We start from the raw sequence: 24486 nt of genomic DNA, 5'->3' as shown, positions 1-24486 counted from the left end.
CGGACGCCCCCGCGCGCCCTTTCACCCCCGGTGGTGGCCCCAAGGGCCGAGAGCGGGGCCGACCGGCCCCTCCTGCCCGGCGGGCCCCTGCCGGTATGACGGGAGCGGAACACGACCGGGACGGCGAATCCGCAGCACTCCAACGGCTTCGGGAAGAGAAAGAGGAGGCGACGATGCCCGAGTGGTGGACCGGCGGTCCGTCCCACACGGTCCGCCGGTGGTGGGACGGCCGACGGCAGTTCGTGGAACTGCACGGCGAGATCGACGTGCACGCGGCCCCTCCCGGCAGCGACTTCCTGGACGGCACCCCCGGCACGCGGGCCGACACCGTCGTCGACCTGCGGCACGTCACCTTCATCGACGGCAGCGGCCTCAACGCCCTGCTGCGTACGGCCGTGCGGCTCAGCGCCGCCCGGCACCACCTGGCCGTCGTGGTCACCGATCCGCTGCATCGGCGCCTCCTGTACCTGGTCGGTCTCGGCCCGGACACCACCGTGCACACCACTGTCCCCGAAGCGGACCCTGCGCCGGGCGCGACGCCCCCGAGACCGGGCCACGACACCCCGGTGACCGGTACGGCAGGCGGCGGGCTGCGCACCGGGTGACGGGCCGTCCATGAAGGCGCCGGCCCCGCCGGAACCTCACTCCGGCGGGGCCGGGACCCGCGGGCCGGTGGCATCCCGCAGGTCCTCGTCCATCGCCTGGCCCACCGGCCGGCGCGGTGTCGCCGCGCCCTCGGGCCCGTAGCCGAGCCGGATCACCATCTGCGCGTGCGCCTTGCGGCCGTCCGCGCCGGGGACGAGCTGTTCGCGCAGGTCGGGCCATTCCAGAGCCTGATGCAGCAGGGACGCGCGCAGCCCGTGGGCGGTGGCCACCAGCAGGACGCGTTCCAGGGCCTGCCCCGCCCGCAGCCAGTCGGTCCGCCGGTCGTGCGCGGTCGACAGCACGGCGAGCGAGGGCCTGCGCTCGAACGGACGCGAGGGCAGGTCCGAGGGGTGCCGGTGGGCGCCGAAGTCCCGCAGGGGGAGCCGTTCCCGGAAGTCCTGCGGCCCGAGCACACCGGGCGGCAGGCCGAGCCGCTCCCCGTCCGGCTCGCGCACCCAGTGACGGCTCTCCGCGGCCCGGTCGGGGTCGGCGGTGTTGCGGTGCTCGGCGTCCCACGTGAGCCGCAGCAGCCGCTCCGTCTCGCCCGGACCGGGACGGCTCAGCACGGCGCCCTCGTAGTGCGCCGCCTCGGCGAGCTCCGTCAGGACCGCCAGGGGAACCGGCACGTCGTAGAAGGGCAGCCGGCTGCTGTGCCGGTACCACAGCGCCTCGTACAGCCGGGCGGCCGGCGCACCCCGTGCCGGACCGCCCAGCCGCACGGTGGCGAGCAGCTCCGGCTCACCGGGGGAGGGCAGCAGCCTGGTCACCGGCTCCCGGCCGAGCCGGGCCACCGCCACCCGCAGATTGAGGACCGCGCAGCCGACGGACAGATGCAGGGCGCGGCCCGTCGGGTCGGCGTGCCGCAGTCCGCGGTGCGCCGCGGCCCGGACCTCGAACGTCGTGCCGTCCGGGGCGAGGCGGAACCGCCAGGGCTGGGTGTTGTGCACGGACGGCGCCGCCACGGCCGCCGAGACCAGGGTCTGTGCCGTGGGAGCACCGAGAGCCGTGGACCACATCGGGACCTCCTTCCCGCCCCGTGCCACGGGGCCGGTGGGCCGGGGAAGCGACGGTGCCCAGTGTGCTGACGGCGCGCCGCCCGCGGCAGGGGCCGTCCGGCACCCCGGGGTGGCCCCAACGGCACCCTGTGGCGCGGTGCGCTCCGTGATGCCCTGGAAGGAGACGGCCGAGAGGGGGCATACCGTGCGTGGACCGGCGTGGCCGACGGGCCGAGGGCCCTACGCGCTGCTCGCGGCGGGCTCGGCGGGTGTCGCCTTCACGCTGAGCGCCCTGCGGGACGCGCGGCTGCTGCGACGCACGCGGGAGCGCTCCGAGTGGCCGCGGAACGGGCCGGGAGGTGCTCATCATGCAGCGTCACGTGACCGCCGGGATCGACGGATCGGCGGAGAGCCTGGCCGCCGCCCACTGGGCGGCCGGGGAAGCGCTGCGACGGGGGGTCGGGCTGAGGATCGTCCACGTGTGGCCGCGCCCTCTCACCCCGGGCCGCTCCGCCGCCGCCCACGAACAGGCCGAGCACACCCTTGACCGGGTGGCCTGCGGCGTCCGGGCCAGGCATCCCCGGCTGGCGGTCGTCGAACGGCTCGTGCGGGACGCCGCGACCGACACCCTGGCCGCGGAAGCGGACCGGGCGGATCTGCTGGTGCTCGGCTCCCGGGGACTGGGCGGGCTGCACGGGTTCGTCGTCGGATCGGTCTCCCACCGGGTCCTGGCCCGCTCGACGGCTCCCGTGGTGCTCGTGCGCGCGGGGGTGACGTACGCCGCCGAACACCTGCCGGCCACACACGGCGTCTCGCCGGAGGAGATCCCCGGCCTGCCCTACCGGGACGTCGTCCTCGGACTGGACACCTCGCACCCGTGCGACGAACCGGTCGCGTTCGCCTTCGCGTCCGCCCTGCGCCGGGAGAGCGCACTGCGCGTCGTGCACACCTACCGCGCCCCGGACGGCGGGAACGCCCACGGCACGCCACCCGGGCAGCTGCGCGCACGGCAGGAACAGGCACTGGCCGCGGCACTGCGACCGTGGCGCGAGAAGTTCCCGGCGGTGACCGTGACCGAGACGGTCACCGAGGGGAGCGCCGCCGCCGAACTCACGCACGCCTCGGCCAGGGCCGCCCTGCTCGTCGTGGGCCGGCGGACCCGGGACGGCCGCTCCGGGCCGTACCTCGGCGCGGTCACGCACGCGGTGCTGCACCACGTGGGCTGTCCCGTCGCCGTCGTCCCGCACACCTGAAGCCGGCGGCCCCACCGGCCCGGACACAGGGCCGGACGGCCCCTGTCGGCCCGTACCGCCGCACCGGGACGCTGGAGACGGTCCACGGAAGGGTGGAACACCATGTCAGCGCCGTACGAAACTCCCGTCTCCGCGAGGCCCGGCCACGCGGCCTTCCACCTCGCCCGCGCCGCCGGCACCGCGCCCTCGGTGCACAACACCCAGCCCTGGTCCTTCGTCGACGAGGGCGGGGACCACGGGTTCGAACTGCACGCCGATCCCGGACGCCGGCTGCCCCTGACCGATCCGGGGGGCCGGCAGATGGTCATCAGCTGCGGGGCGGCGCTGTTCAACGTGCGGGTCGCCGTGCGGCATCTGGGCTTCCGGCCCGTGGTGACCCTCCTCCCCGACCTCGCGCGCCCGGACTTCCTGGCCCGCGTACGGTGGGGCGCCCACGCCCCGCTGACCCGTGAGGTGGCCCTACTGGAACGGGCGATGACCATGCGCCACACGCACCGCGGGCCGTTCGGCCCCGGGCCCCTGCCGTGGACCCTCGTCGAGGAACTGCGAGAACACGCCCGCGCGGAAGGCGCCCTGCTCCAGACGATCGACAACCCGGAGAAGCTGAGGATCCTCGCGGCGGCGGTACGGGAAGCGGAGTCCGCGCACCGCGCCGCCCCCGGCCACGTCTCCGAGATCGCCGGGGGATCCGGCCCCGCCGTACGGCCGTGGCCGGAGCGCGTGCCCCACGACGCCTGCCGCCTCGATCCGGACCGCACGTTCCTCGCCGGGCGCGACTACACCGGCCGCCTCACCGAGTGCGCGAGCGGGATGCGCCGGTGGACGGAACGCTCCGGCACGGTCACCGTCCTGTCCACCGTCTACGACACCCGCGCCGACTGGCTGCGGGCGGGGCAGGCCCTCCAGCGGGTCCTGCTGTGCGCCGCGGCCCACGGCGTGCAGGCGGCCTTCCACACCCAGCCGCTGGAATTCCCCTCGCTGCGCGCGGAGGTGCAGGACAGGCTGACGGGAGACCGCTTTCCCCAGCTGATCCTGCGGCTCGGCCGCACCCAGGACTCCTGGACCTGCCCGCGCCGCCGCCCCGCACAGACCCTGGCTCCGGCGACCGGCTGACCCGGCGTCACTCCCAGGTCAGGTCGGCACCGGCACCTCCCTCGACGACCTCGCGCGCGACATCGTGCAGCGGCCGCTGGTGGGCGCGCGCATGCCGGCGTATGCGGGTGAACGCCTCGTCCACGGTGACCGTCCAGCGCACGGCGAGGATGCCCTTGGCCTGTTCCACGACCACCCGGCTGGTCAGGGCCCGTTCCAGCTGGGCGGTGAGGGCGCGGCTGCGGTCTGCCTCCCGCGCGCGCCGCAAGATCGCAGAGGCGAAATCCGCCAACGACTGACCGAGCACCAGGCTCTCCTCGGACAAGACACACCGCGGATCGTCCGACAGCAGCACGAGCGCGCCGCACGAACGGGTCGGCTCGCGCAGCGGAAGAGCCGCCACACGGCGGTGGCCCAGCCGCAGCGCCCGCGGAGCGTAGTGCGGCCAGCGCTGCCGGGCCGGACCACTGTCGAGGACCGCCCGGACTCTCCGCCCGGAAGCGGACCGGCAGTCGTGACCGGGACCTTCGCACAGGGCCACGGCGTCGCGCTCCAGCCGTGCCACCTCGGGATCGGAACCCGCCACGTGGGTGGTCTCGCCCTCCGAGGCGGAGAACACCGCGGTCGCGGCACCGGCGCCCAGCAGGGCCGAGCCGCTGCGTACGAGGACCGCGAGGGTCGTGGGGATGTCGGCGGGACCGTCCGCGGTGCCACCGGCCAACGCTACGAAGACATCGGCCAGCCGTTGTTCGGGTGTCACAGCGCCTCTCCCCAGTCGAGTTCCGCCCGCCTGTGCAAAATGCTCTCCGCGATCGTCTCGATGGACACGTTGTCGGTGAACGCGCGGGCCTTGATGAGTGCCAGTGCGTCACCGGCGCCGCAGCCGATGCGCGCGGAGAGCATGCCGGCGGCCTGCTGCACGGTCGCTCGGAGATCGGTGCCGCCGTAGAGGCCGGGATCGGCGTCGGGGCCGAGCAGCACGATGCGGACGAGGGCAGCGGCGACATCGGCGAGACAGGCACGAGAGGTGAGAGCCGGCCGGGTGTTGAACGCTGCCAGCGCACCGATGCAGCTGTCGCGGGTCCGCATCGGGACGGCGGTCACCGAGACGATGCCGAGGGACAACAAAGCCGAACCGTAGGCGGGCCAGCGTGTCCCGATAGCCTGCCCCGTCGCCTCGACGGGATGGAGCTCCGACGCCGCGTCACGGGACGGCCCCTCGCCCAGGATGTACTCCAGGTCCTCGGCGGCGCGGGACCGCTCGTCGGACACGGCGACCGCGAGCTGATTGTGGCCGGAGTCTGTCAGGATGAGCGCCGCGCTGTCCGAACCACAGACATCGGCCACGCCGGCCATGAACCGGGGCCAGGTGCCCTCCCCGGTCCACTCCGCCGTACGCCGTGCGAACGACTCCTGGAGAGCCGCCGACGATCGGTGGCACGCGGCCGTATGGCGCTGCGTCTGCGCGATCTGCGCGAACACCTCACTGCCGGTTCTCTCGGCCAGCCGTTCATGGCGCTCGGCGGACGCCTCTGCCCGCTGCGCACGCTCCAGAGCCCGGACGGCGCGGTCGCGCGCCGTCGCCGCCGGACTACGAGGTTCGTCACGACCTGGCGGGTTCATACCTGAAGCTTACGACGTCCCGTCAGTCGAGGTCCGGGGATCTACTCTCCTCCATCAGCAGGACGACACCGCCGTTGTGGCCGTCGAACGGAGAGCAGAACACGTCGCAGGTGATGGACCGTCCGATGCGGCTGAGTGCCTGGAGGCTTATCGGACCGGTGCGTTCGCGGGTTTTCAGGCAGGCACGGACGACGGGTTGCAGCAACTCGGTGGGCAGACCGAAGTCCAGCGCGAAGAACTTCTCGCTCAGGACCTCGTCGGAGCGCAACCCCCACAGATCGACCGCACCGCGATTCCAGCCCTTGACCTTCAGGTCGCGGTCCAGGACCACCACACCCGCCTCGATGCTGGTCAGGACGGCCTCCAGAAAGGCCCTGGCCTCGTCCAGTTCCTCGGTGCGGATGCGCATCTCGTCGTTCATGGTCTCCAGTTCCTCGTTACCGGACTGGAGTTCCTCGTTGGTGGTCTCCAGTTCCTCGTTGGTGGACTGGAGTTCCTCGTTGGTGGTCTCCAGTTCTTCGATGCTGGACTGGAGTTCCTCGTTGGTGGTCTCCAGTTCCTCGTTGGTGGACTGGAGTTCCTCGTACGCCGTCTCCAAGTCCTCGCGCACCCGCTTGATCTCGGCCTTGAGCTGGGTGGGCACTGTGACGTCGAGGAAGGAGATCGCGGTGGCGGCGTGCAGTCCGCTGGGGCCGGCGAGCGGCTGGATGACGATGTCGAAGTACTGGAGGTCCTCACCCGTCCTGCGCTCTACCCGGTTGACCCGCAGGGTGCGCCGCTCGTGCGTGGACTGGTCGATCAGGGAGCGGAGTTCGACCGGCCGGTAGGAGATCTCCAGGTCCTGGAAGGGGCGGCCGACGTCGGTGGAGGCCAGCCCGAACTGGATCCGCGCCTGGCTGTTGATCACCACCACGGAGCCGTCGTCGTCGACGGCGATCGACGGGGTCGGTCCCGCGTCGAGGACCAGATCGCGCAGCTGCCGGCTGCGGGACATCGAATGCAGCTCGATCCCCGCACCGGCCCGGCCCTTCGAAGGGGCCGGGTGGTGGGGCAGGCCGGAGTCGCCCGCGCGGCGCTGGAAGATCCGCTCCCGCATGTTGACCACGTCGAAGCGGTCGGCGTCGTTGAGGAGCATCTCGGCCTTGCCGAGGAACAGGAGCGCGTTCTTGCGCAGGGCGAAGTGGAAACGGTCGATGATCTGGGTCTGGGCCTCGACATTGAAGTACATCAGCGTGTTGCGGCAGACCAGCAGGTCGAGCCGGGAGATGGGAGCGTCCCGGGTGATGTCGTGCCGGCCGAAGATCACCCGGCGCCGCAGGTCGGGCCGGAAGCTGTACTGCGCGCCGTTCTGGTCGAAGTACGTCTCGCGCAGCGCGGCGGGAAGGGACTCCAGCGACTTCGCCGGGTACAGGCCCGAACGGGCCTGCCGCAGCGCCTCCTCGTCGATGTCGGTGGCGTAGATCTTGACGCGGCGCAGACACTCGTCGAGACCGAGTACCTCCGCGAACATGACGGCCAAGGAGTATGCCTCCTCGCCGCTGGAGCATCCGGCGCTCCACACCCTGACCTCCTGGTCCGGCACGAGGTCGGCGAGCAGTTCGGGGACGACCTGGTGCTGGAGGAAGTCCCAGGCGTCGGGGTCGCGGAAGAACGACGTGACGTTGATCAGGATCGTGTTGAAGAGAGCGCCGAACTCTCCCGCGCTGGTTTCGAGGAGATCCTGGTAGTCCTGGTAGGAGCGGGTCCCGACATCGGTCATCCGCTTGCGGACGCGCCGTCCCAGGGTGGAGCGCTTGTATCCGGTGAAGTCGAAGCCGCGGGCGTCCCTGAGGAAGACGAGCAGTCCCTCCAGCGCTTCGTCGGTCTGTCCCTGCTCAGATTCGTCCATCACTGCCTCTTGGTCTCGACAAGTCCGCGGATGACGGACGCGATCTCCTCAAGAGGTAGCACGAAGTCCACCGCCCCCGTGTTTACCGCAGCCTGCGGCATTCCGTTGAACTCGGCCGTCAGAGGATTCTCCGCGATCACCGTGCCGCCGCGCGACTTCACGGCGTCGGCACCCATCGCGCCGTCGTTGCCGGTTCCGGTGAGCACGCACGCGATCGCCCGCCGACCGTAGGCGCCGGCGACGGATTCGAACAGGAGATCCGCGGAGGGCCGCAAGAAGTGGACCAGTTCGGCGTCGGACAACGACATCACGCCGTCGGCGCCGACGAGCAGGTGCCGGTCGGGAGGAGCGATGTGGACGGCGCCGGGCAGTGCCCGCTCCCCGTCCCGCGCGAGCGTGACCGGGAGGGCGCACCGCTTGGACAGGATATCGGCGATCACCGTTCTGTGCCGGGGGTCGAGGTGCTGCACCACCAGCACGGGCACGGGGAAGGCCGGGCCCAGCGCCCCCAGGAGCACGCTCAGACCGTGGATGCCACCGGCCGACGAGGCAACCGCGACGATGGCGTATTCGTCCCCCTGGGACGGGTCGATCGTCACAGGGGCGAGCTTAGCGGAGTGTCCACGGAGTGTGGCGCCCGCATTGATTTCAGCCGAACGTGTCAAGCACAATTGGCGAATTCCGTCCTGACAGGTGAGTCGGCCGGCGTGCGAGGTGCACATGCCCTCGGCACGGTCCACCCTGTCCCTGACATCGTCGCACGCGTCACCCCTGTCCCCGGTGACGGCGGGAACCCTGCCCACGCCCGCCCGGAGACCGGGTCGGGCAGCTCGTTGAATTCTTGGTGATCTTCCCATGTTCAGGGATGCCTCCTTGTCCACGTCCACCCGGTACGTGCGCGTTCACCGGACGCGGGGACGTACCGTCGTCGAACTTCGCGGTGAAGTGGACATCGCCGCGGCCGTCCACATCGCTCCGGAACTGGACGCGGCGACCCGTGGCCGCACCCCCGTGGTCGTGATCGACCTCGCTCCCGTCGAGTTCATGGACTGCTACGGGCTGGGGCTGCTGTGCCGTGCCCGTCGACGCGTCGAAGAGCGGGGCGGGCACCTCACACTCGTCTGCCCCCATCCCATGATCCTCACCATGCTCCGGAGTGTGCAGCTCCGTCATGTCTTCGCCCTGGCGGCCACTTTGGACGACGCGCTCGACGGGCCTGCGGTGACGGACTGAGCGCGTGCCCCTTGCCCCGTCCGGCCGGGAGCGCATGGGGCCGGTCGGCCCCCGGAACGAGCCGGTCGGTACCTGCCCGGGCGGCGTCCGGGAGGCGAGAGTGGGGGACGTGCCCGTGAGACAGACGGCTGCGAGGTTCTTCTTGGGGCAGGGCCTCCCCGCCGTGGTCCGCACGGCCGGGCCGGGCTGCCGTGGCCCGGGGGAGCGGACACGTCTCGGGGGCGGCGCCGGCGCAGGGACCGGCGCGGGCCGCTGCGGCGGCTCCTCGGAAAAGAAAGAAGGGGCGGGCCGGGGGGGCCCGCCCCGCCGGGCCGGCGCGAGGCCGGCCGGGGAGGCCGTCGTCGCGGGTGTCCCCCCGGCCGCCGCGCGGGCCCGGCATCGGGCCCCGGGCACGAGGGCCGCCCGCGCGGCGTGCTCGTGGGCCGGCTGCCGCGGCATTGCGGGCTCACACGGGTGGTGAAGCAACGGCCTGCGGGTCCGCGCCGCCCTGGTCCAGCCGGAACGGCGGGTAGACGTCGGTCAGCAGGAGAGCGTAGACCAGGACCCGCACCGTCCACCGGTTGAGGCCGGTCACCAGCTCGAAGATGCCGCGCGGATAGACCCCGGTGAACAGCAGGGCGACCCCGGCGAAGAACACCAGGACCGAGATGAGGCCGCCCGAGGCCCACAGCACCCTCGGACCGCCGCACAGGAAGCCCAGGACCACATAGTGGGGAAGGGCGAGGAGCCACCACTTCACCAGGACCAGGCCGCGGGAGAGCTCCTTGGGATAGGCCACCTCCAGGCGCGCGGGGTAGTCGGGGACGTCGGCGAGCGTGAAGGGCGGGTAGCGGTCGGTGCCCAGGGCGGCGCCCGCGTAGTAGCCCACCCGCCAGCTCCAGCGCAGGACACCGGCGGTGAAGTCGAACAGGGCCCGCGGATAGTGGCCGGTGAACAGGACGGCGAAGAACGCCACCACGCTCACCAGGGCGCAGGCCGCCCACAGCACGACGAGCACGAGGTAGTGGGGGAGCGCCAGCAGCCACTTGACCAGCCACAGCCAGCGCGACAGCCGGGCGTCGAGGACGGCCGTGAGCCGGACCGGATGAACCGGAGGCGGGGCTGCCTGCGGGGACGCGTGCGATGTCATGGTTCTCGCTCTCCTCGGGATCGGGATCGGACAGGACCAGGAACGGGGACAGGAAGGGGGACGCCGCACAGCGCACCGAGGCAGCTGCCGTCACGTGCCGGCGGGCCGCTCACGGAAGGCGATCCGGACCGGCGTCCGGGAACCGCAGACCGGTGCGCGCGGAGAACAGGTGCAGGGCGTCCGGGCGCGGCGTGATCCGCAGCCGTTCCCCCTTGGCCCACTTCTCCCGCCCGGGCGCGCGGACGACGACCTGGACGGCCTCCCTGCCCACCTCGGCCGTCGTGTGCAGGTAGGTGACCGCGCCGGTGTCCTCCACGGCGTCGACCACCACCTCCCACCCCGGGACGTCCGCGTCCTCGCGGGGCAGGACGGCGAACTGTTCGGGACGGACCCCCAGGGTGATCTCCGTGCCCCCCTCACCACGGGCGGCGTCCAGGACCGGCCGGGGCAGCGGGACGGACAGCCCGCCCAGGGCGACACCGGACCCCGTGAGCGCGAGACGGAAGAGGTTCATCGCCGGGGAGCCGATGAACCCGGCGACGAACGCGTTGGCGGGCCGCCGGAACACTTCCCTCGGGGTGCCCACCTGCTGGAGCTCGCCGTCCTTGAGGACCGCCACCCGGTCGCCCATGGTCAGGGCCTCGACCTGGTCGTGGGTGACGTACACGGTGGTCGTGCCGAGCCGCCGTTGCAGCGACGCGATCTGGGTGCGGGTCTGCACCCGCAGCTTGGCGTCCAGGTTGGACAGCGGCTCGTCCATCAGGAAGACCTGCGGCTCACGGACGATCGCCCGGCCCATCGCGACCCGCTGGCGCTGGCCCCCGGAGAGGGACTTGGGCTTGCGCTCCAGGTATTCCGAGAGGCCGAGGACACCGGCCGCCTCGGCGACCCGGTGCCGGACGTCGGCCTTGCCCATCTTGGCGATCCGCAGGGCGAAGCCCATGTTGCCCGCCGCCGTCATGTGCGGATAGAGGGCGTAGTTCTGGAACACCATCGCGATGTCGCGGTCCTTCGGCGGCAGCCGGGTCACGTCCCGGTCGCCGATGCGGACGGTACCGGAGTCGACGTCCTCCAGCCCGGCCAGGATGCGCAAGGTGGTCGACTTCCCGCAGCCCGACGGGCCGACGAGGACCATGAACTCGCCGTCGGCGACCTCCAGTTCGAGATCGTGGACGGCGGGCCGGTCCGTCTTCGGGAAACGGCGGGTGACCTTGTCGAAGGCGACCCCTGCCATGACCCCTCCCTCCCCGTGCCGCGGCCTGGGCGCGGGCGTGCCCAGGCCGCGGCACGGCTCCAGCGTCGGACGCCCGGCCCGCTCGGCAGCAGAGGCCGGACGGCCCTTTCCCCCGGCCGAAGGGCCTGCGACGGAACGGGCCGGGCGACCTCTGGGCGACGGCCGCCGCGCGGAGAAGGCTGGTATCGGGGAGGGGCGACGAGCCGGGGAGGCGGGATGCCGAGGTCCACGGAGGGGAAGCGGCGCCTGCGGCGACTCCTGGCGCGGGCGGTGCGTGGCGCGACCGGCACGGCCACACTGCCCCTCGTCCGCCCCGAAGCCGCCCGGTCCGCCGCGCGCGAGAACCCGGCCGCCCCCGTCTTCACCGATCGCACCGGACGCCGCGCCCGCGTGGTGCGCCGCCTCGCCGTCACGGCCGGAGCGCTGTGCGCCGCCTACACGGCCGTCCTGCTCCTGAGCTTCCTCGGGGCGACACCGTTCGCACCCCGGTCGGTGCTCCCGGTGCCGGGAGTGCCCTCCGAGGCGCCCGGCACCGTACGGCGGACCCCGTGGCCGACTCCGACGGTTCCAGCCACGTCGCGGCCCGCGCCGACCGTCTCCCCGTCGCCCACCCCGCACCCCTCCGTCACCCCGGTCCCGAGCGGATCGCGTACCGTCCCGGTCACGACCGGGCCGCCGAGCACGAGCCCGCCGGAGTCGACCACCCCGTCCGTCACCGCCACCGCCACCGCCACCGTCACTGCCACTGCCACTGCCACCGCCTCCCTGTCGGCCACCCCCCGCACGCCGACCGCGACCGGGTCCCCGTGATGGCCACCCCGCCCGCTCCCGCCCGTCGGCCACGCCTCCTGCTCCCACTGCTCGCGCTCGTCGTCGTCATCGGCATGCTGCTCCTGCACGGCTACATCCATGGCGACTTCACCGCCGACCACACGGCGCCCTCCTCCGTGGCGGCCGACCGCGTCCCCGAAGCGGTGCTCGGTGGCGGCCCTGTGCTGGACCCGGACGGCTCCCCCGCGGGCGGACGCCACCTCCCCGCCGGCACCGTCGCCCTCACCTTCGACGACGGACCCGACCCCGTCTGGACACCCCGCGTGCTGGCGGTGCTCGACCGGTACGCGGTCCACGGCACGTTCTTCGTCACCGGTACGGCGGTGGCCCGCCGGCCCGGACTGGTCCGCGCGCTGGTCGCCCACGGCCACGAGATCGGCCTGCACACCTTCACCCACCCCGACCTCGGGAACGCCTCCGAGGCACGCCTGGACCGCGAACTCGCCCAGACCCAGCTCGCCCTGGCCGGCGCCGCCGGCCTCCACAGCACCCTCGTCAGGCCGCCGTACTCGTCGACCGCCGCCGCCCTGGACAACCTGTCCTGGCCGGTGGTCCGACGGCTCGGGGCGAAGGGATACGTCACCGTCCTCGTCGATGTGGACAGCCAGGACTGGCGACGCCCCGGAGCGGACGCCATCGCATCACGGGTCGTACGGCCGCTGACCGGGCAGGGCGCCGTGGTGCTGCTGCACGACTCCGGCGGCGACCGTTCGCAGACCGTGCGCGCCCTGGAGCGGATCGTCCCCGAACTCAGGAGCCGGGGCTACCGGTTCACCACCGTGACCGGCGCCCTCGGAGCCGGCGGCACCCAGCAGCGCGTGCACGGCGTCCCGCTGTGGAGCGGACGGGTCTTCGTCGCGGCGACCGTGGCCGCCGACCGGATCGTTCCGCTCCTGGCCCTGTCCCTGGCCGTGGTGGCGGTGCTCGTCCTCGGCCGCGCCGCCGTGATGCTGACGCTCGCCCGCCGGCACGCGCGCGTGCGGGCCGGACCCGGGTTCTCCTGGGGCCCGGAGATCACCGAGCCGGTCAGCGTGGTCATCCCCGCCTACAACGAACGCGCCTGCATCGCCCAGACGGTCCTGTCCGTGGCGAACAGCACGCATCCGGCCCAGATCGTCGTGGTCGACGACGGCTCGACCGACGGCACCGCGGACGTCGTCCGCGCCCTCGCCCTGCCCGCCGTCACCGTCGTGGAACAGGCCAACGCGGGCAAGGCTGCGGCCCTCAACACCGGGGTGGCGCACGCCGCGCACGACCTGATCGTGATGATGGACGCCGACACCGTCTTCGAACCCGACACCGTGCACCGCCTCGTCCAGCCGTTCGCCCGGCCCGTCGTCGGCGCGGTGGCCGGCAACACCAAGGTCGCCGACCGCACCCGGCTGCTCGGCGCCTGGCAGCACCTCGAATACGTCACGAGCCTCAACCTCGACCGCCGCATGTACGACATCCTCGGCTGCATCCCCACCGTGCCCGGAGCCGTCGGCGCCTTCCGCCGCACCGCCCTGCGCCACTCGGGCGGCGTCAGCGGCGACACGCTCGCCGAGGACACCGACCTCACCATGGCGCTGCACCGGGGCGGCTGGGACGTCGTCTACGAGGAACGCGCCAGAGGCTGGACGGAAGCGCCCGCCACCCTCGGCCAGCTGTGGCGGCAGCGGTACCGGTGGAGCTACGGCACCCTCCAGGCGATGTGGAAACACCGCCACGCCCTCGTCGAACGCGGCCACGCCGGCCACTTCGGCCGGTACGGGTTCGTGTTCGTCGTCCTGTTCACGGTGGTCACCCCGCTGCTGGCACCCCTGGTCGACCTGTTCCTGCTGTACGGACTGCTGTTCCTGGACCCGGTCCGTACGGCGCTGGCCTGGGGCGGGCTGCTCGCGGCACAGGCCCTGTGCGCGGGCTACGCGCTGCGGCTGGACGGGGAGAAGGCGCGGGCCCTGTGGGCGCTGCCGCTCCAGCAACTCGTCTACCGGCAACTGCTGTACCTCGTCCTGCTGCGCTCCGCCGCGACCGCGGTGAGCGGTGCCGGCCTGCGGTGGCACAAGCTGCGGCGCACCGGCCGGGTGACCGCGCCCGCCGCGCCGAAGCCCTTGCCCGCCCCCATCGCACCGAAGCCGCCGCGCGCCCCCGCCGGGCCGCCGTCCGCGCGGCCCGCGAAAGGCGCCCGGGACCTCTACCTGGACCTGCTGCGGGCCCTCGCCCTGATCCGGGTGGTCACCTACCACACCTTCGACTGGGCCTGGCTCACCCTGGTCTTCCCCGCCATGGGCGTGATGTTCGCTCTCGCGGGCTCGCTGATGGCACGTTCCCTGGACCGGCACGACCGCACCGTCACGGCGGTGCTGCGGGCCCGCGTCCGGCGGCTGCTGCCACCCCTGTGGGCCTTCGCGCTGTGCGTGGTCGGCGTGATGGTGTGGCGGGGCTGGAGGCCGGGCAAGGACGACGGGGCCACGGGCTGGGCCGGGCTCCTGTGGTGGATCGTGCCGCTGGGCGACCCGCCGACCGACGGCAGCGACTGGGCGCTCCAGGTCGCCGCCCCCCTCTGGTACCTGCGCGCCTACCTGCTGTTCGTCCTGCTCTCCCCCCTGCTGCTGCCGGTGTTCCGCAAGGCGCCGTGGACGAGCGTGACCGGCTTCCTCGTGTTGGCCGCCGTGCTCGGGAGCGGAGCGGTACCCCTGCCCGGACCCCTCACCGACCCGGTGACCGACCTCGTCGTCTTCGGCGCCTGCTGGCTGCTCGGCTTCGCCCACCGCGACGGGCTGACCGACCGGCTGCCCGTGCCCCGGGTGGCGGGCACGGCGGCCCTCGCAATGGCGGCAGGAGGCTGGTACGCCGTCACCCACCCCACCGACGAGGGGTACGACCTCGGCGGGATCCCGGTCGCCCAGGCTCTGTGGTCCTTCGGGTTCGTCCTCCTGCTGCTGCGCCTGCGCCCGCGCGGCGACCGCTGGGTGACCCGCCTGCGCCCGGTGCACGCGACGGTCGTCCTTCTCAACGCCCGCGCGGTCACGGTCTACCTGTGGCACGAGGTGGCCCTGGTGCTCGGCGTGCTCCTCATCGACCGGATGTGGCGGGTGCGCGCCCTGGAGACGGCGCTGCCGCTGGGCGCCGACTGGTTCCTGTATCTCGTCGCCTGGCCGCTCATCGGCGCGGCCGTCCTGCTGGCGGGTTGGGCCGAGGACACGGCGGCCCGACGCCCGGTCCGCCTGTGGCCGCGGCCGGGCCCCGCGCCGGAACGTCCGTGAACGAGGAACACACCGGCCCTGAGACGCCTCCCAGCGGGAGCGACGCCGAGCCACCGCGCGACGGTGCCCAATCCGTTCGCCGGTTCGGCCACGGGCGCGCGGGCGGCGTGTGCGAGCCCGTTCACCTCCCCGGCGCGGACATCAGCCGGCGGCGCAGGGCCATGGCGGCGAGGGTGAGGAGGGCCGTCGCGAACGCGGCGAGGACGGCCAGGTCGGGGAGGATCGCCCGCAGGTCGCCGTCGCGCGACAGGAGCGTCGTCCACGCGTCCACCACCCAGGCGTGCGGCACCGCGTGGCCGGCGGTGCTCAGCCAGTCGGGGACGAGGGTCAGCGGCCACATGCAGCCGCCGAGCATGCCCAGGACGATGCCGGCCGTCGGGCCCACCGCGTGCACCTGTTCCGGAGTCCGTGAGAGCGCCCCGGCCAGCACTCCCGCCCCCGCGCCGACCGCCGCCCACACGAGCACGAGGACCAAGGCGGCGAGCGGATCGCCCCAGTCGACGCCGAAGGCCACCGCGCCGATCCCCACGATCACCGCCGACTGGACCAGCGCCAGCAGCAGATAGGCGACCGTCTCGCCGAGCACGAGGACCCGGGCCGGCACGGGGGCCGCGAGGGCGCGGGCGTACACCCCCGTCCCCCGGGTGCGGACGATGGCCGCGCCGCCCCCGAGGGCGTTGATGAACACGAACAGCACCAGCATGGTGGGGGTGCTGTAGCTGTAGCCGAGCGGAAGGTAGTCGCTCTGCCCGTCGACGGTCCGGGTGCGTACGGCGACGGGCACGGCGTCCGCCGCGGCACCGCGGGCCAGGGAGAGGTTCCCGTCGAAGGTCCCGCCGGCCTGCTCGGTCGCGAACCGTGCCGCCTGGAGCCGCGCCGCGTGATCGGCGACGACAGCCGACACCGTGGAGACGGCCGACTGCCCGGCGCTGCCGGAGGGCTCCACCAGGACGGTGACCGTGACCGGGCGCCCGGCTCCCACATCCGCGTCCAGCGAGGCCGGCACCAGCACCACCGCGTCCAGTTCGGCCCGCCGCAGCGCCGTACGGGCGTCCCCCTCGTCCGCGTACGTCCGAAGACGCAGCCCTCGCGCCGCGTCGAGGTCCGTGACCAGTTCCTGGGACAGAGGGCCGGGCCGGGGCGCCGGGACCAGCCCCACCCGGAACTCGTCGAACCCGCGGATCGTGACCCCGAGCACGACGATGATCGCCACCGGGAGCAGCACCATGAAGAACAGCGCCGTGCGGTCGCGCAGACTGCGCAGCACGGTGGCCCAGGCCACGGCGAACACGGTCATCGAGTCCCCCTCAGCCGCAGCAGCACCGCCGTCACCGCCACCACGGCCGCCGAGAACGCCGCGATGCCGAGCAGCGGAGCCCCGACCGCCGCCCAGCCGCGCACCCCGGTGCCCAGGTCGGTGAACCCGCGCAGCGCCCACCCGTTGGGCGTGAACAGCGCGAGACGGCGGATCGTCGGTGTACTGCTCGCGGCGAAGACGAAGTTCCCGCCGAGCAGGGCGAGCGCGAACACCGTGATCGAGGCGAGCCCCTCGGCCTGCTGCTCGGTGCCGGCCAGCGCGATCACGAACGCGGTCAGGCACACGACCGCCACCGCCATCGCCACCCCGAGCGCCACCACCCCGAACGGGTCGGCCCAGCGCGCGCCGAAGGCCAGCCAGGACACGACCGCCACGGTCACCAGCCCCGCCAGGCTGTACACGAACGTCGACAGCGACTTGCCGAGCAGCAGCACACCGCGCCCCACAGGGGCCGCCGCGATCCGGTCCAGGGTGCCCTGCTCACGTTCGACGAAGTAGCCGCGCGCCCCGAACCCGACCGTGAACAGCACGAAGAACATGCCCATGCTCGGCCCGAAGTAGCTGATGACCTTCAGCGGATCGTCGGACAGTCCCCGCGCCGCCACCCGCTCCGGCAGCCGCAGCCGCCCCGCCTCGGCGGCCAGCCGGGAGGCGTCCCGGTCGGGTACGCCCGCCGCCACCGCCGTCGCCACGGACAGCCGGTCGGCGTCGACCTGCGCCAGGTAGGACTCGGTGACCGCCCGCGCGAGCTGCGCCTGGAGACCGAAGTCGACGCTGTCGAACACCGTGACCGAGGGCGCGCCGCCCCCACGCAGCGACGCGGAGAACCCCGCCGGCAGCACGATCGCCACCTGCACCCGCCCCGCGTCCACCGCCCGCCGCGCCGCGTCCGCGCCGCCGTACGGCCGCACCCTGACCGTCTCCGCGAGCTGCGGACTCCTGAACGCCCGGACGAGCCCGGCGGCGGCCGGACCCCGGTCCAGGTCCACCACGCCGATGTCGGCGCGGAAGTCCGCGTTGTGTTCGAAGGCCAGGGCCATCAGCCCGGAGATCAGCACCGGCGCCAGGAACACGATCACCCAGGCCGACCGGTCGCGCAGCCGCTGGCGCAGGTCCTTGGCCACGATCACGAGCACGACACGCATGGCGCTCACTCCCTCAGGGCGGTGCCGGTCAGATGGAGGAAGACCGCCTCCAGATCGGGTTCGTCGATCTCCACGCCCCGGATGTCGGCGCCGTGCTCCCGGGCCAGCCCGATCAGCTCCGGCAGCAGACTGCGGGCGTCCTCGACGACCAGTTCCACCACCTCGCCGCTCGTGCCGGTGCGGGCCGCGCCCTCGACGCGCGCGAGCCCCCGGCACGCCCGCACGTACTCCGTCAGGTCCCCGACGGCGGTCAGCCGCACCCGGTCGCGCTCGGCCACCAGGGACACCAGTTCGCGCGGGCTGCCCTGTGCGACGAGCCGGCCCTGGTCGATGATGCCCACACGGTCGCAGAGCCGCTCGGCCTCCTCCATGTAATGCGTCGTATAGAGGACGGCCATGCCCTGCTGCCCGAACCGGGTGACGCTCTCCATGATCGCGTGCCGGCTCTGCGGGTCGACACCGACCGTGGGCTCGTCCAGGACCAGCAAGGACGGCGAATGCACCAGCCCGGCGCCGATGTTCAGCCGCCTGCGCATGCCGCCGGAGAGCGAGTCGACGCGGTCACCGGCCCGTTCGCGCAGTTCGACCAGGTCGAGGACCTCGTCGACGCGCCGCTCCCGGTCACGCCGCGGCATCCGGTACAGGCGGCCGAAGAAACGCAGGTTCTCCCGGACACTGAGATCCGGATACAGGGCCACGTCCTGGGGGACGAAGCCCACGAGCCGCTTCGCCGGACCCGCGGCCGTGCTCATCGGCCGGCCCGCCACCCGCACGGTCCCGGCGTCGGGGCGCAGCAGCCCGCACACCATGCGGATCGTGGTGGTCTTCCCGGCACCGTTCGGGCCGAGCAGCCCGTACGTCTCACCGGGAGCGACAGACAGACTGACGTCGTCGACGGCGGTGCGCCTGCCGAAGCGCCGGACGAGGCCGGAGCAGTCGAGCGCGGGGACGTCCATGGCATCACCTCAGGGCCTCAGGGAGAGAGGGCGAAGTAGCTCTCTTCTTCTTGCGTGAAGTGCAGGCGCAGCACCGTGTACAGCCCGTACAGGCAGGCCCGCAGGTCGTCGAGTTGCTCCGGCACCGGGGCACCGCCCGGCGCGGCGAGCGCGAGGTGGGTGGCGAGCCGTCCGGTGAGGCGTTCGATCTCGGCGTGGGCGCGGCTCATCGTGGCGGTCGACTCGGGCCCGCCGAGCGCGGGGGCGAGCGCCGGGTAGAGCTGGTGCTCCTCGGCGTACTCGTGCGGCAGCAGCCGCTCGGTGAGCAGCCGGTGGGTGCGGACCAGTGCGGCGTACGACGCCGGTCCGGGGTCGTCGCACAGGAGGTCCGCGGCCGACCGCACGGCCTCCAGCACGTCCTGGAGGCCGTCGTGCTCGGCGGCGAAGCGCCGGACCAGCGCCTGGGTGGAGGGGCGCAGCGCCGGGTGCGCGGCCCGGCCGCCGCCCAGCGCGCGCAGCGCGTTGAGGATCACCACGACATCGATGCCCTCCTGGAGGAGGGCCCCGGCGGCCGGCGGGAGCAGCCCGAGGCCGGCCGCCGCCATCGCGGCCAGCGACAGCGCCATCCCGCCGAGCGCGCTCTGCACGGCGATGCGCCGCGACCGCACGGCGACGCCGACCGTGTCGGCCAGACGGTCCACCCGGTCCGTGGTCAGCACCACGTCGGCGGCCTCCGAGGACGCCGTGGAACCCCGCGCCCCCATCGCCACCCCGACGTCGGCTGCGGCGAGCGCGGGAGCGTCGTTGACCCCGTCGCCCACCATGACCGTGACCGCCCGTTCGCGCTCCGCGCGCACCGCGGCGACCTTGCCGGCCGGGTCGAGCCCGGCTCGCACCTCGTCCAGACCGAGCACGGCGCCGACCTCCGCGGCGGCCTCGGCCCGGTCACCGGTGAGGAGCGCGATCCGGGTCACGCCCGCCGTACGCAGCCGGCGCACGGTGCGCGCCGCGTCGGTGCGCAGCGGGTCACGGAGCAGGACGGCGCCGACGGGTTCGCCGTCGACGCTGAGCCAGGCGACGGCGGCCCCGTCGAGGACGGCCCGGTTGGCCGCCGTGCGCGCCCAGCCGGGCCACCGCGCCGACGGGGCGAGGCGGCCGACGGCCGTGCGGCGTCCGGCCACGGTCCCGGCGGCGCCGCGTCCGGGCAGCTCCGACATGTCCTCGGGCACGGACAGCCGCAGGCCCCGCCGCCGGGCCGCGTCCACGATCGCGCGGGCCAGCACGTGCGGCGAGAACTGGTCGAGGGAGGCCGCCAGCCGCAGCACCTCGGCCGGACCGCACCCCGGCGCGGCGACCACGTCCAGGACCTCGGGCCGGCCCCGGGTGAGGGTGCCCGTCTTGTCCAGCAGCAGAGTCCGCGCCCGCCCGAGCGTCTCCAGTGCCCCGCCGTCGCGCACCACCACACCCAGCCGCGAGGCCCGCGACAGCCCGGAGACGACCGCCACCGGCGCCGCCAGCAGCAGCGGACAGGGCGTCGCCACCACCAGCACCGCCACCGCGCGCACCGCGGAACCGGTCACCGCCCAGGCCAGCGCGGCGGCGCCCACCGACAACGGCAGGAACCAGGCCGCGTACCGGTCGGCCAGCCGCACCACGGGCGCCGCCTCGGCCCCCGCCTCCCGGGCCAGCCGGACGATCCCCGCGTACGTGCTGTCCCGCTCGGCCGCCGTGGCCCGCACCTCGAACGCGTCGCCCGCGTTGAGCACACCGCTGCGCACGGCGTCGCCGGGCGGGCGGCGGACCGTCGCCGCCTCGCCGGTGAGCGCCGACTCGTCCAGCACCGCCGCCGCACCGCTCACCCGGCCGTCCACGGGAACGACCTCGCCGGGCCCCACCACGACCAGGTCGCCGGCCACGAGATCGGCGGACGGCACGACCCGCACCTCGGAGCCGGTACGGCGCCGCGCGGTACGAGGCGCGCGCTCCAGCAGGGCCCGCAGGTCACGGGAGGCCCGGCGCTGCGCCGCCGACTCCAGGGTGCGCCCGGAGGCGAGCATCACCGCGACCAGCGCACCGGCCAGGTACTCGCCCACGGCCAGCGTGCCGGCGAGGGCCAGCACCGCGATCACGTCCACCCCCGCCCGCCCCCGGCGCAGAGTGCCCAGCACCCAGCCGACCGCCGGGACGACGGCGACGGCCGTGCCCAGCGCCCAGCAGAGGTCGGCCGGGCCGCGGGCACCGGACAGCCAGGCCGCGCCGCCGGCCGACAGCGCGGCGGTGGTCACGACGAGGAGGGCGGGTTCGGCGCCCGGCAGCCGGAGCCGCCGGGCCTGCGTGCGGTGCTGCATGAGAGACCTCGCTCGGGCGACGAGGGCGACCGGACCCGCGCGGCGGCCTCCGGGCACAGGCCGTCGCCCGTCCGGGGTGCCTGCCGCGCGAACGCCCTCCCGCCTCCAGCCTGTTCGCGCCCCGGCCCCCGGGCGAGGGCCGACCGGTGCGCTCCCGAGGGCCGTCCGGCCCCGGGCCGGAACGAAACCGGAGCGCGGTCGAGGGAACCGGGGTGCGGAGAGAACCGGCGCCCCGCACACGGCGGCCCCCGGCCTCGGGCGCATCGGTGGCGGGACTCGCCCGAGACTGTCGGGAGGGCTCGGCTCACCTCGACCGGCTCCTTCCGGCACCGACCCCCTGGCGTCGCCCCCCCGGTACCGACCCGCTCTGGCCAGTTCCTCTCAGCCCGCCTCGGCTCGCCCCGGCCGGCCCGCCCCCGGGACCCTCGGCCGGCCGTCGAGGGCCGAACGGCCCCTGGAGAGGGCCCGTGTCGCCGCCCACCGTGGGAGCCATGACACAGAGCCGGCACGTCGCCGTCATCGGCGTCGGCAACGAGTTCCGCCACGACGACGGCGTGGGCTGGGCCGTGATCGCCCGACTGCGCGAACGTGCGGGGGAGCGGGGGAGGGAGCGGCCCCTTCCCCCGGGCACCACGCTCGCCACCTGCGACGGAGACCCCGGCCGGCTGATCGGCCTGTGGGACGGCGCCGCCCTGGCCGTCGTCGTGGACGCCGCCCACGCCCACCCCGGCACCCCCGGCCGCGTGCACCGCCTGGCCCTCGACCGGGGCCGCCTGGCACCGCCGTCGGCCACCAGCTCCCACGGACTGGGCCTCGGCGAGGCCGTCGAACTCGCCCGGATCCTGGACCGCCTGCCCGAGCACCTGATCGTGTACGCGGTCGAGGGCGCCGACGGCTCCTTCGGCGAGGGCCTGTCGCCCGCCGTCGCCGCCGCCGTCCCGGCGGTCGCCCGATCCGTCGAGAACGACCTCGCCCGCGCGACCGGGCGGCGGCCATGACCGTACGCCGCTTCCACGTCGAGGGCACCGTCCAGGGCGTCGGCTTCCGCCCCTTCGTCCACCGCACCGCCGCCGAACTCGGCCTGGACGGCTGGGTCGCGAACGTCGACGGCCACGTCGAGGGCGAGGTCGCCGGACCGGAGGACGCCGTCCGCTCCTTCGCCGCCCGCCTGCGCGGCGACGCACCACCCCTCGCCCGGATCCGCCGGATACGGCTGGCCGACAGCACCGCGAGCCCGCCCCCCGGCTTCGAGGTCCGCCCCAGCACCACCGCCCGAGGCACCGGCAGCCGCGAGATCCCGCCCGACGCCGCGATCTGCGCCGCCTGCCTGCGCGACCTGCGCGACCCCGCCGACCGCCGCCACCGCTACCCGTTCGTCAACTGCGCGGACTGCGGACCGCGCGCCACGATCATCGAGGACCTGCCCTACGACCGGGTCCGCACCACCATGCGCCGCTTCCCGATGTGCCCGGACTGCGCCGCCGAGTACGCGGACCCCGCCGACCGCCGCTTCCACGCCGAACCCGTAGCCTGCCCCGCCTGCGGCCCCTGTCTGGCCTGGGACGCCCTGCGCGGCGAGGCCGCCCTGGACGCGGCCGTCAAGACCGTCGCCGACGGCGGGATCGTCGCCCTCAAAGGACTCGGCGGCTACCAGCTCGTGTGCGACCCGGGCGACCCGCGCGCCGTCGCCGCACTGCGCCGCCGCAAACACCGGCCGGCGAAACCGTTCGCCGTCATGGTGCGCGACCTCCACGCCGCCTCCCGGCTGGCCCGCGTCTCCCGGAGCGAACGCGACGCCCTCACCTCCCCGGAACGCCCCGTCGTCCTGCTCGCCCGCCGCCACCTGCACGGCGCGCCGTCCCTGGCCCCCGGCATACACCCCGGACTGGCCCGCATCGGCCTGTTCCTGCCCACCACGGGCCTGCACCACCTCCTCCTCGACGACCTCGACCGCCCCCTCGTCGTCACCAGCGGCAACCTCGGCGACGACCCCATCGCCATCGACGACGCCACCGCCAGGGCCACCCTGGAAGGGATCTCGGACGGCTTCCTCACCCACGACCGCCCCATCCGCGCCCGCCACGACGACTCCGTCATCCAGTTCGCGGGCCGCGTCCGCGTCACCCTGCGCCGCGCCCGGGGCCTCGCCCCCGCGCCCCTGCCGAGCGCCGCCCGGCAGCCGGTGGCGGGCCTCGGCGCCCACCTGAAACACACGGTCACCCTCGCCGCCGCCGGCCGCGCCCACCTCGGCCCGCACACCGGCGACCTCTCCGGCCCCGCCACCTACGACGCCTTCCTGTCCGCCTACGACCGGCTGCGCCGGCTCACCGGCATCCAGCCCCGCCTCCTCGCCCACGACCCGCACCCCGGCTACCTGTCCACCCAGTGGGCGCTGCGCCAGCCCCTGCCCCGCACGGCCGTCCAGCACCACCACGCCCACGTCGCCGCCTGCGCCGCCGAGCACGAGGTGCGCGGCCCCTTCCTCGGCGTCGCCTACGACGGTCTGGGCCTGGGCGACGACGGCACCCTGTGGGGCGGCGAGATCCTCGTCGCCGACCTGCACGGCTACCGCCGCGTGGGCCGCTTCGCGACCGCCCCGCTGCCCGGCGGCGACGCCGCCGTACGCCACCCGGCCCGCACCGCCCTCGGTCACCTCCTCGGCGCCGAGGCACTCGGCTCGCCGCTCCCGCCCGACCGGCTCACCGTCCCCTTCACCGCGCGGCTCGACCCGAGGGAGCACGCCGCCGTGCGCGCCATGGTCGCCCGGGACGTCAACTGCCCGCGCGCCTCCAGCGCCGGACGCCTCTTCGACGCCGCGGCCTGCCTCCTCGGCCTCGCCGACCACGTCACCTACGAGGGCGAGGCCGCCGCCCTGCTGGAGACGGCGGCCGGCGACACGCACGCGGCGCCGCTCGCCCACCGCGTGGTACGCGCCGGCGGACTGTGGGTCTACGACTCCACCACCACCCTCACCGACCTCCTCCGGCGCCGCCTGGACGGGGAACCGGTGGACCGGCTGGCCGCCGCCTTCCACCTGGCGCTGGCCGCCGCCACCGCCGACCTCGTCGCCCGCGCCGTCGCCGAGGGCGCGCCGCGCACCGTGTGCCTGGGCGGCGGCTGCTTCGCCAACCGGCTGCTGCTGACCGGCGTCCGGCGCCGCCTGCACGCCCAGGGCCTGCGGGTCCTGGTCGGCTCCCAGGTCCCGGTCGGGGACGGCGGCATCAGCTACGGCCAGGCCGCGGTCGCCGCCGCCCGGCTCACCGACGGGAGATGAGGAACCCATGTGTCTGGGCATCCCGGGACGCGTCCTGGAGATCCACGACGACGCCGGACTGCGCATGGCCACCGTCGACTTCGGCGGCGTGCGGCGCGAGGCGTGCCTGAGCTGCGTCCCCGAGGCGGACGTCGGCAGCTATGTCGTCGTGCACGTCGGCTTCGCGATCACCCTCGTCGACGAGGCCGAGGCGCACCGCACGCTCGACGTGCTGCGCGCCATGGCGGGCGCGGTCGAGGGCGAACTCGGCGAGGAACTGCCCCCCAGGTCCGGCAGGCCCGCCCCGTAGGGCCGG

At 74.4% G+C, this 24486-nt stretch carries 20 protein-coding genes and 1 pseudogene; 10 read left to right on the top strand and 11 right to left on the bottom strand.

Annotated elements, in window-relative coordinates; all coding sequences use genetic code 11:
• Positions 1–173: 173 nt before the first annotated feature.
• Positions 174–605: an STAS domain-containing protein gene (locus PV682_RS38185; RefSeq protein ID WP_319736689.1), complete on the top strand. Its 432-nt coding sequence runs from the start codon at positions 174–176 to the stop codon at positions 603–605.
• 36 nt (positions 606–641) lie between these two features.
• On the opposite strand, the gene PV682_RS38180 is transcribed toward PV682_RS38185, so the two are convergent.
• On the bottom strand, positions 642–1661 hold the full coding sequence (locus tag PV682_RS38180) for an Acg family FMN-binding oxidoreductase (RefSeq protein WP_319736688.1): 1020 nt from the start codon (positions 1659–1661) through the stop codon (positions 642–644).
• A gap of 347 nt (positions 1662–2008) precedes the next feature.
• Between PV682_RS38180 and PV682_RS38175 the strand changes: the two genes are divergently transcribed.
• On the top strand, positions 2009–2893 hold the full coding sequence (locus PV682_RS38175; RefSeq protein ID WP_319736685.1) for a universal stress protein: 885 nt from the start codon (positions 2009–2011) through the stop codon (positions 2891–2893).
• A 102-nt stretch (positions 2894–2995) separates the two neighbouring features.
• A complete protein-coding gene (locus tag PV682_RS38170; RefSeq protein ID WP_319736683.1) occupies positions 2996–4006 on the top strand; it encodes an Acg family FMN-binding oxidoreductase in 1011 nt (336 codons plus the stop codon).
• Positions 4007–4013: 7 nt separating this feature from the next.
• Here PV682_RS38170 and PV682_RS38165 read toward each other — a convergent pair whose 3' ends face one another.
• From PV682_RS38165 to PV682_RS38150, 4 genes are read right to left on the bottom strand one after another with little or no spacing between them, the layout of a single operon-like run.
• Positions 4014–4745 carry an ANTAR domain-containing response regulator gene (locus PV682_RS38165; protein WP_319736681.1) on the bottom strand — a complete coding sequence of 244 codons (732 nt, stop codon included), beginning with the start codon at positions 4743–4745 and terminating at the stop codon, positions 4014–4016.
• Positions 4742–5608, bottom strand: coding sequence for a GAF and ANTAR domain-containing protein (locus PV682_RS38160; RefSeq protein ID WP_319736680.1), 867 nt, complete (start codon positions 5606–5608; stop codon positions 4742–4744). The genes PV682_RS38165 and PV682_RS38160 overlap by 4 nt, the downstream gene beginning before the upstream one ends.
• Positions 5609–5630: 22 nt before the next feature.
• Complete coding sequence (locus PV682_RS38155) at positions 5631–7496, bottom strand: CheR family methyltransferase (RefSeq protein ID WP_319736678.1); 1866 nt, start codon at positions 7494–7496, stop codon at positions 5631–5633.
• On the bottom strand, positions 7496–8095 hold the full coding sequence (locus PV682_RS38150; RefSeq protein WP_319736675.1) for a chemotaxis protein CheB: 600 nt from the start codon (positions 8093–8095) through the stop codon (positions 7496–7498). The genes PV682_RS38155 and PV682_RS38150 overlap by 1 nt, the downstream gene beginning before the upstream one ends.
• 274 nt (positions 8096–8369) lie before the next feature.
• On the opposite strand from PV682_RS38150, the gene PV682_RS38145 reads away from it, so the two are divergent.
• Positions 8370–8729, top strand: a complete 360-nt coding sequence (locus PV682_RS38145) for an STAS domain-containing protein (protein ID WP_319736674.1) — start codon at positions 8370–8372, stop codon at positions 8727–8729.
• Between the two features lie 445 nt (positions 8730–9174).
• Here the strand turns inward: PV682_RS38145 and PV682_RS38140 are convergent, their stop codons facing one another.
• Together PV682_RS38140 and PV682_RS38135 are read right to left on the bottom strand one after the other, a co-directional pair.
• A complete protein-coding gene (locus tag PV682_RS38140) occupies positions 9175–9858 on the bottom strand; it encodes a DUF4389 domain-containing protein (protein WP_319736672.1) in 684 nt (227 codons plus the stop codon).
• A 109-nt stretch (positions 9859–9967) separates the two neighbouring features.
• Positions 9968–11092, bottom strand: a complete 1125-nt coding sequence (locus PV682_RS38135; RefSeq protein WP_319736671.1) for an ABC transporter ATP-binding protein — start codon at positions 11090–11092, stop codon at positions 9968–9970.
• Between the two features lie 216 nt (positions 11093–11308).
• On the opposite strand from PV682_RS38135, the gene PV682_RS38130 reads away from it, so the two are divergent.
• The 3 genes and pseudogenes from PV682_RS38130 (at position 11309) to PV682_RS44455 (ending at position 15171) form a co-directional block, all read left to right on the top strand.
• Positions 11309–11902 carry a hypothetical protein gene (locus PV682_RS38130; protein ID WP_319736670.1) on the top strand — a complete coding sequence of 198 codons (594 nt, stop codon included), beginning with the start codon at positions 11309–11311 and terminating at the stop codon, positions 11900–11902.
• Positions 11902–14061: pseudogene (locus tag PV682_RS38125) on the top strand (bifunctional polysaccharide deacetylase/glycosyltransferase family 2 protein); the annotation flags it as partial. The gene PV682_RS38130 and the pseudogene PV682_RS38125, both read left to right, overlap by 1 nt.
• A gap of 75 nt (positions 14062–14136) precedes the next feature.
• Positions 14137–15171: an acyltransferase family protein gene (locus tag PV682_RS44455; RefSeq protein WP_407705814.1), complete on the top strand. Its 1035-nt coding sequence runs from the start codon at positions 14137–14139 to the stop codon at positions 15169–15171.
• A gap of 121 nt (positions 15172–15292) precedes the next feature.
• Here the strand turns inward: PV682_RS44455 and PV682_RS38120 are convergent, their stop codons facing one another.
• From PV682_RS38120 to PV682_RS38105, 4 genes are read right to left on the bottom strand one after another with little or no spacing between them, the layout of a single operon-like run.
• Positions 15293–16468 carry an ABC transporter permease gene (locus PV682_RS38120; protein ID WP_319736669.1) on the bottom strand — a complete coding sequence of 392 codons (1176 nt, stop codon included), beginning with the start codon at positions 16466–16468 and terminating at the stop codon, positions 15293–15295.
• Complete coding sequence (locus tag PV682_RS38115) at positions 16465–17634, bottom strand: ABC transporter permease (protein WP_319736667.1); 1170 nt, start codon at positions 17632–17634, stop codon at positions 16465–16467. The genes PV682_RS38120 and PV682_RS38115 overlap by 4 nt, the downstream gene beginning before the upstream one ends.
• Positions 17635–17639: 5 nt before the next feature.
• The gene (locus PV682_RS38110; RefSeq protein WP_319736665.1) at positions 17640–18590 is read right to left on the bottom strand and encodes an ABC transporter ATP-binding protein; all 951 of its coding nucleotides are present in this window, start codon (positions 18588–18590) and stop codon (positions 17640–17642) included.
• A 17-nt stretch (positions 18591–18607) separates the two neighbouring features.
• Positions 18608–20917 (bottom strand): heavy metal translocating P-type ATPase, encoded by a 2310-nt coding sequence (locus tag PV682_RS38105; RefSeq protein ID WP_319736662.1) that lies wholly within the window; start codon positions 20915–20917, stop codon positions 18608–18610.
• Between the two features lie 491 nt (positions 20918–21408).
• On the opposite strand from PV682_RS38105, the gene PV682_RS38100 reads away from it, so the two are divergent.
• From PV682_RS38100 to PV682_RS38090, 3 genes are read left to right on the top strand one after another with little or no spacing between them, the layout of a single operon-like run.
• On the top strand, positions 21409–21915 hold the full coding sequence (locus PV682_RS38100; RefSeq protein ID WP_319736660.1) for a hydrogenase maturation protease: 507 nt from the start codon (positions 21409–21411) through the stop codon (positions 21913–21915).
• A complete protein-coding gene (hypF, locus tag PV682_RS38095; protein WP_319736658.1) occupies positions 21912–24191 on the top strand; it encodes a carbamoyltransferase HypF in 2280 nt (759 codons plus the stop codon). The genes PV682_RS38100 and hypF overlap by 4 nt, the downstream gene beginning before the upstream one ends.
• A gap of 7 nt (positions 24192–24198) precedes the next feature.
• Positions 24199–24480, top strand: coding sequence for a HypC/HybG/HupF family hydrogenase formation chaperone (locus PV682_RS38090; RefSeq protein ID WP_112477497.1), 282 nt, complete (start codon positions 24199–24201; stop codon positions 24478–24480).
• Positions 24481–24486: the final 6 nt, after the last annotated feature.

Origin of the sequence: Streptomyces niveiscabiei (assembly GCF_033794345.1) — a bacterium.
GTDB classification, from domain to species: Bacteria; Actinomycetota; Actinomycetes; order Streptomycetales; family Streptomycetaceae; genus Streptomyces; species Streptomyces niveiscabiei.
The sequence above is the reverse complement of the archived record's forward strand: the minus strand, read 5'-3'. Positions and strand labels throughout refer to the sequence as shown.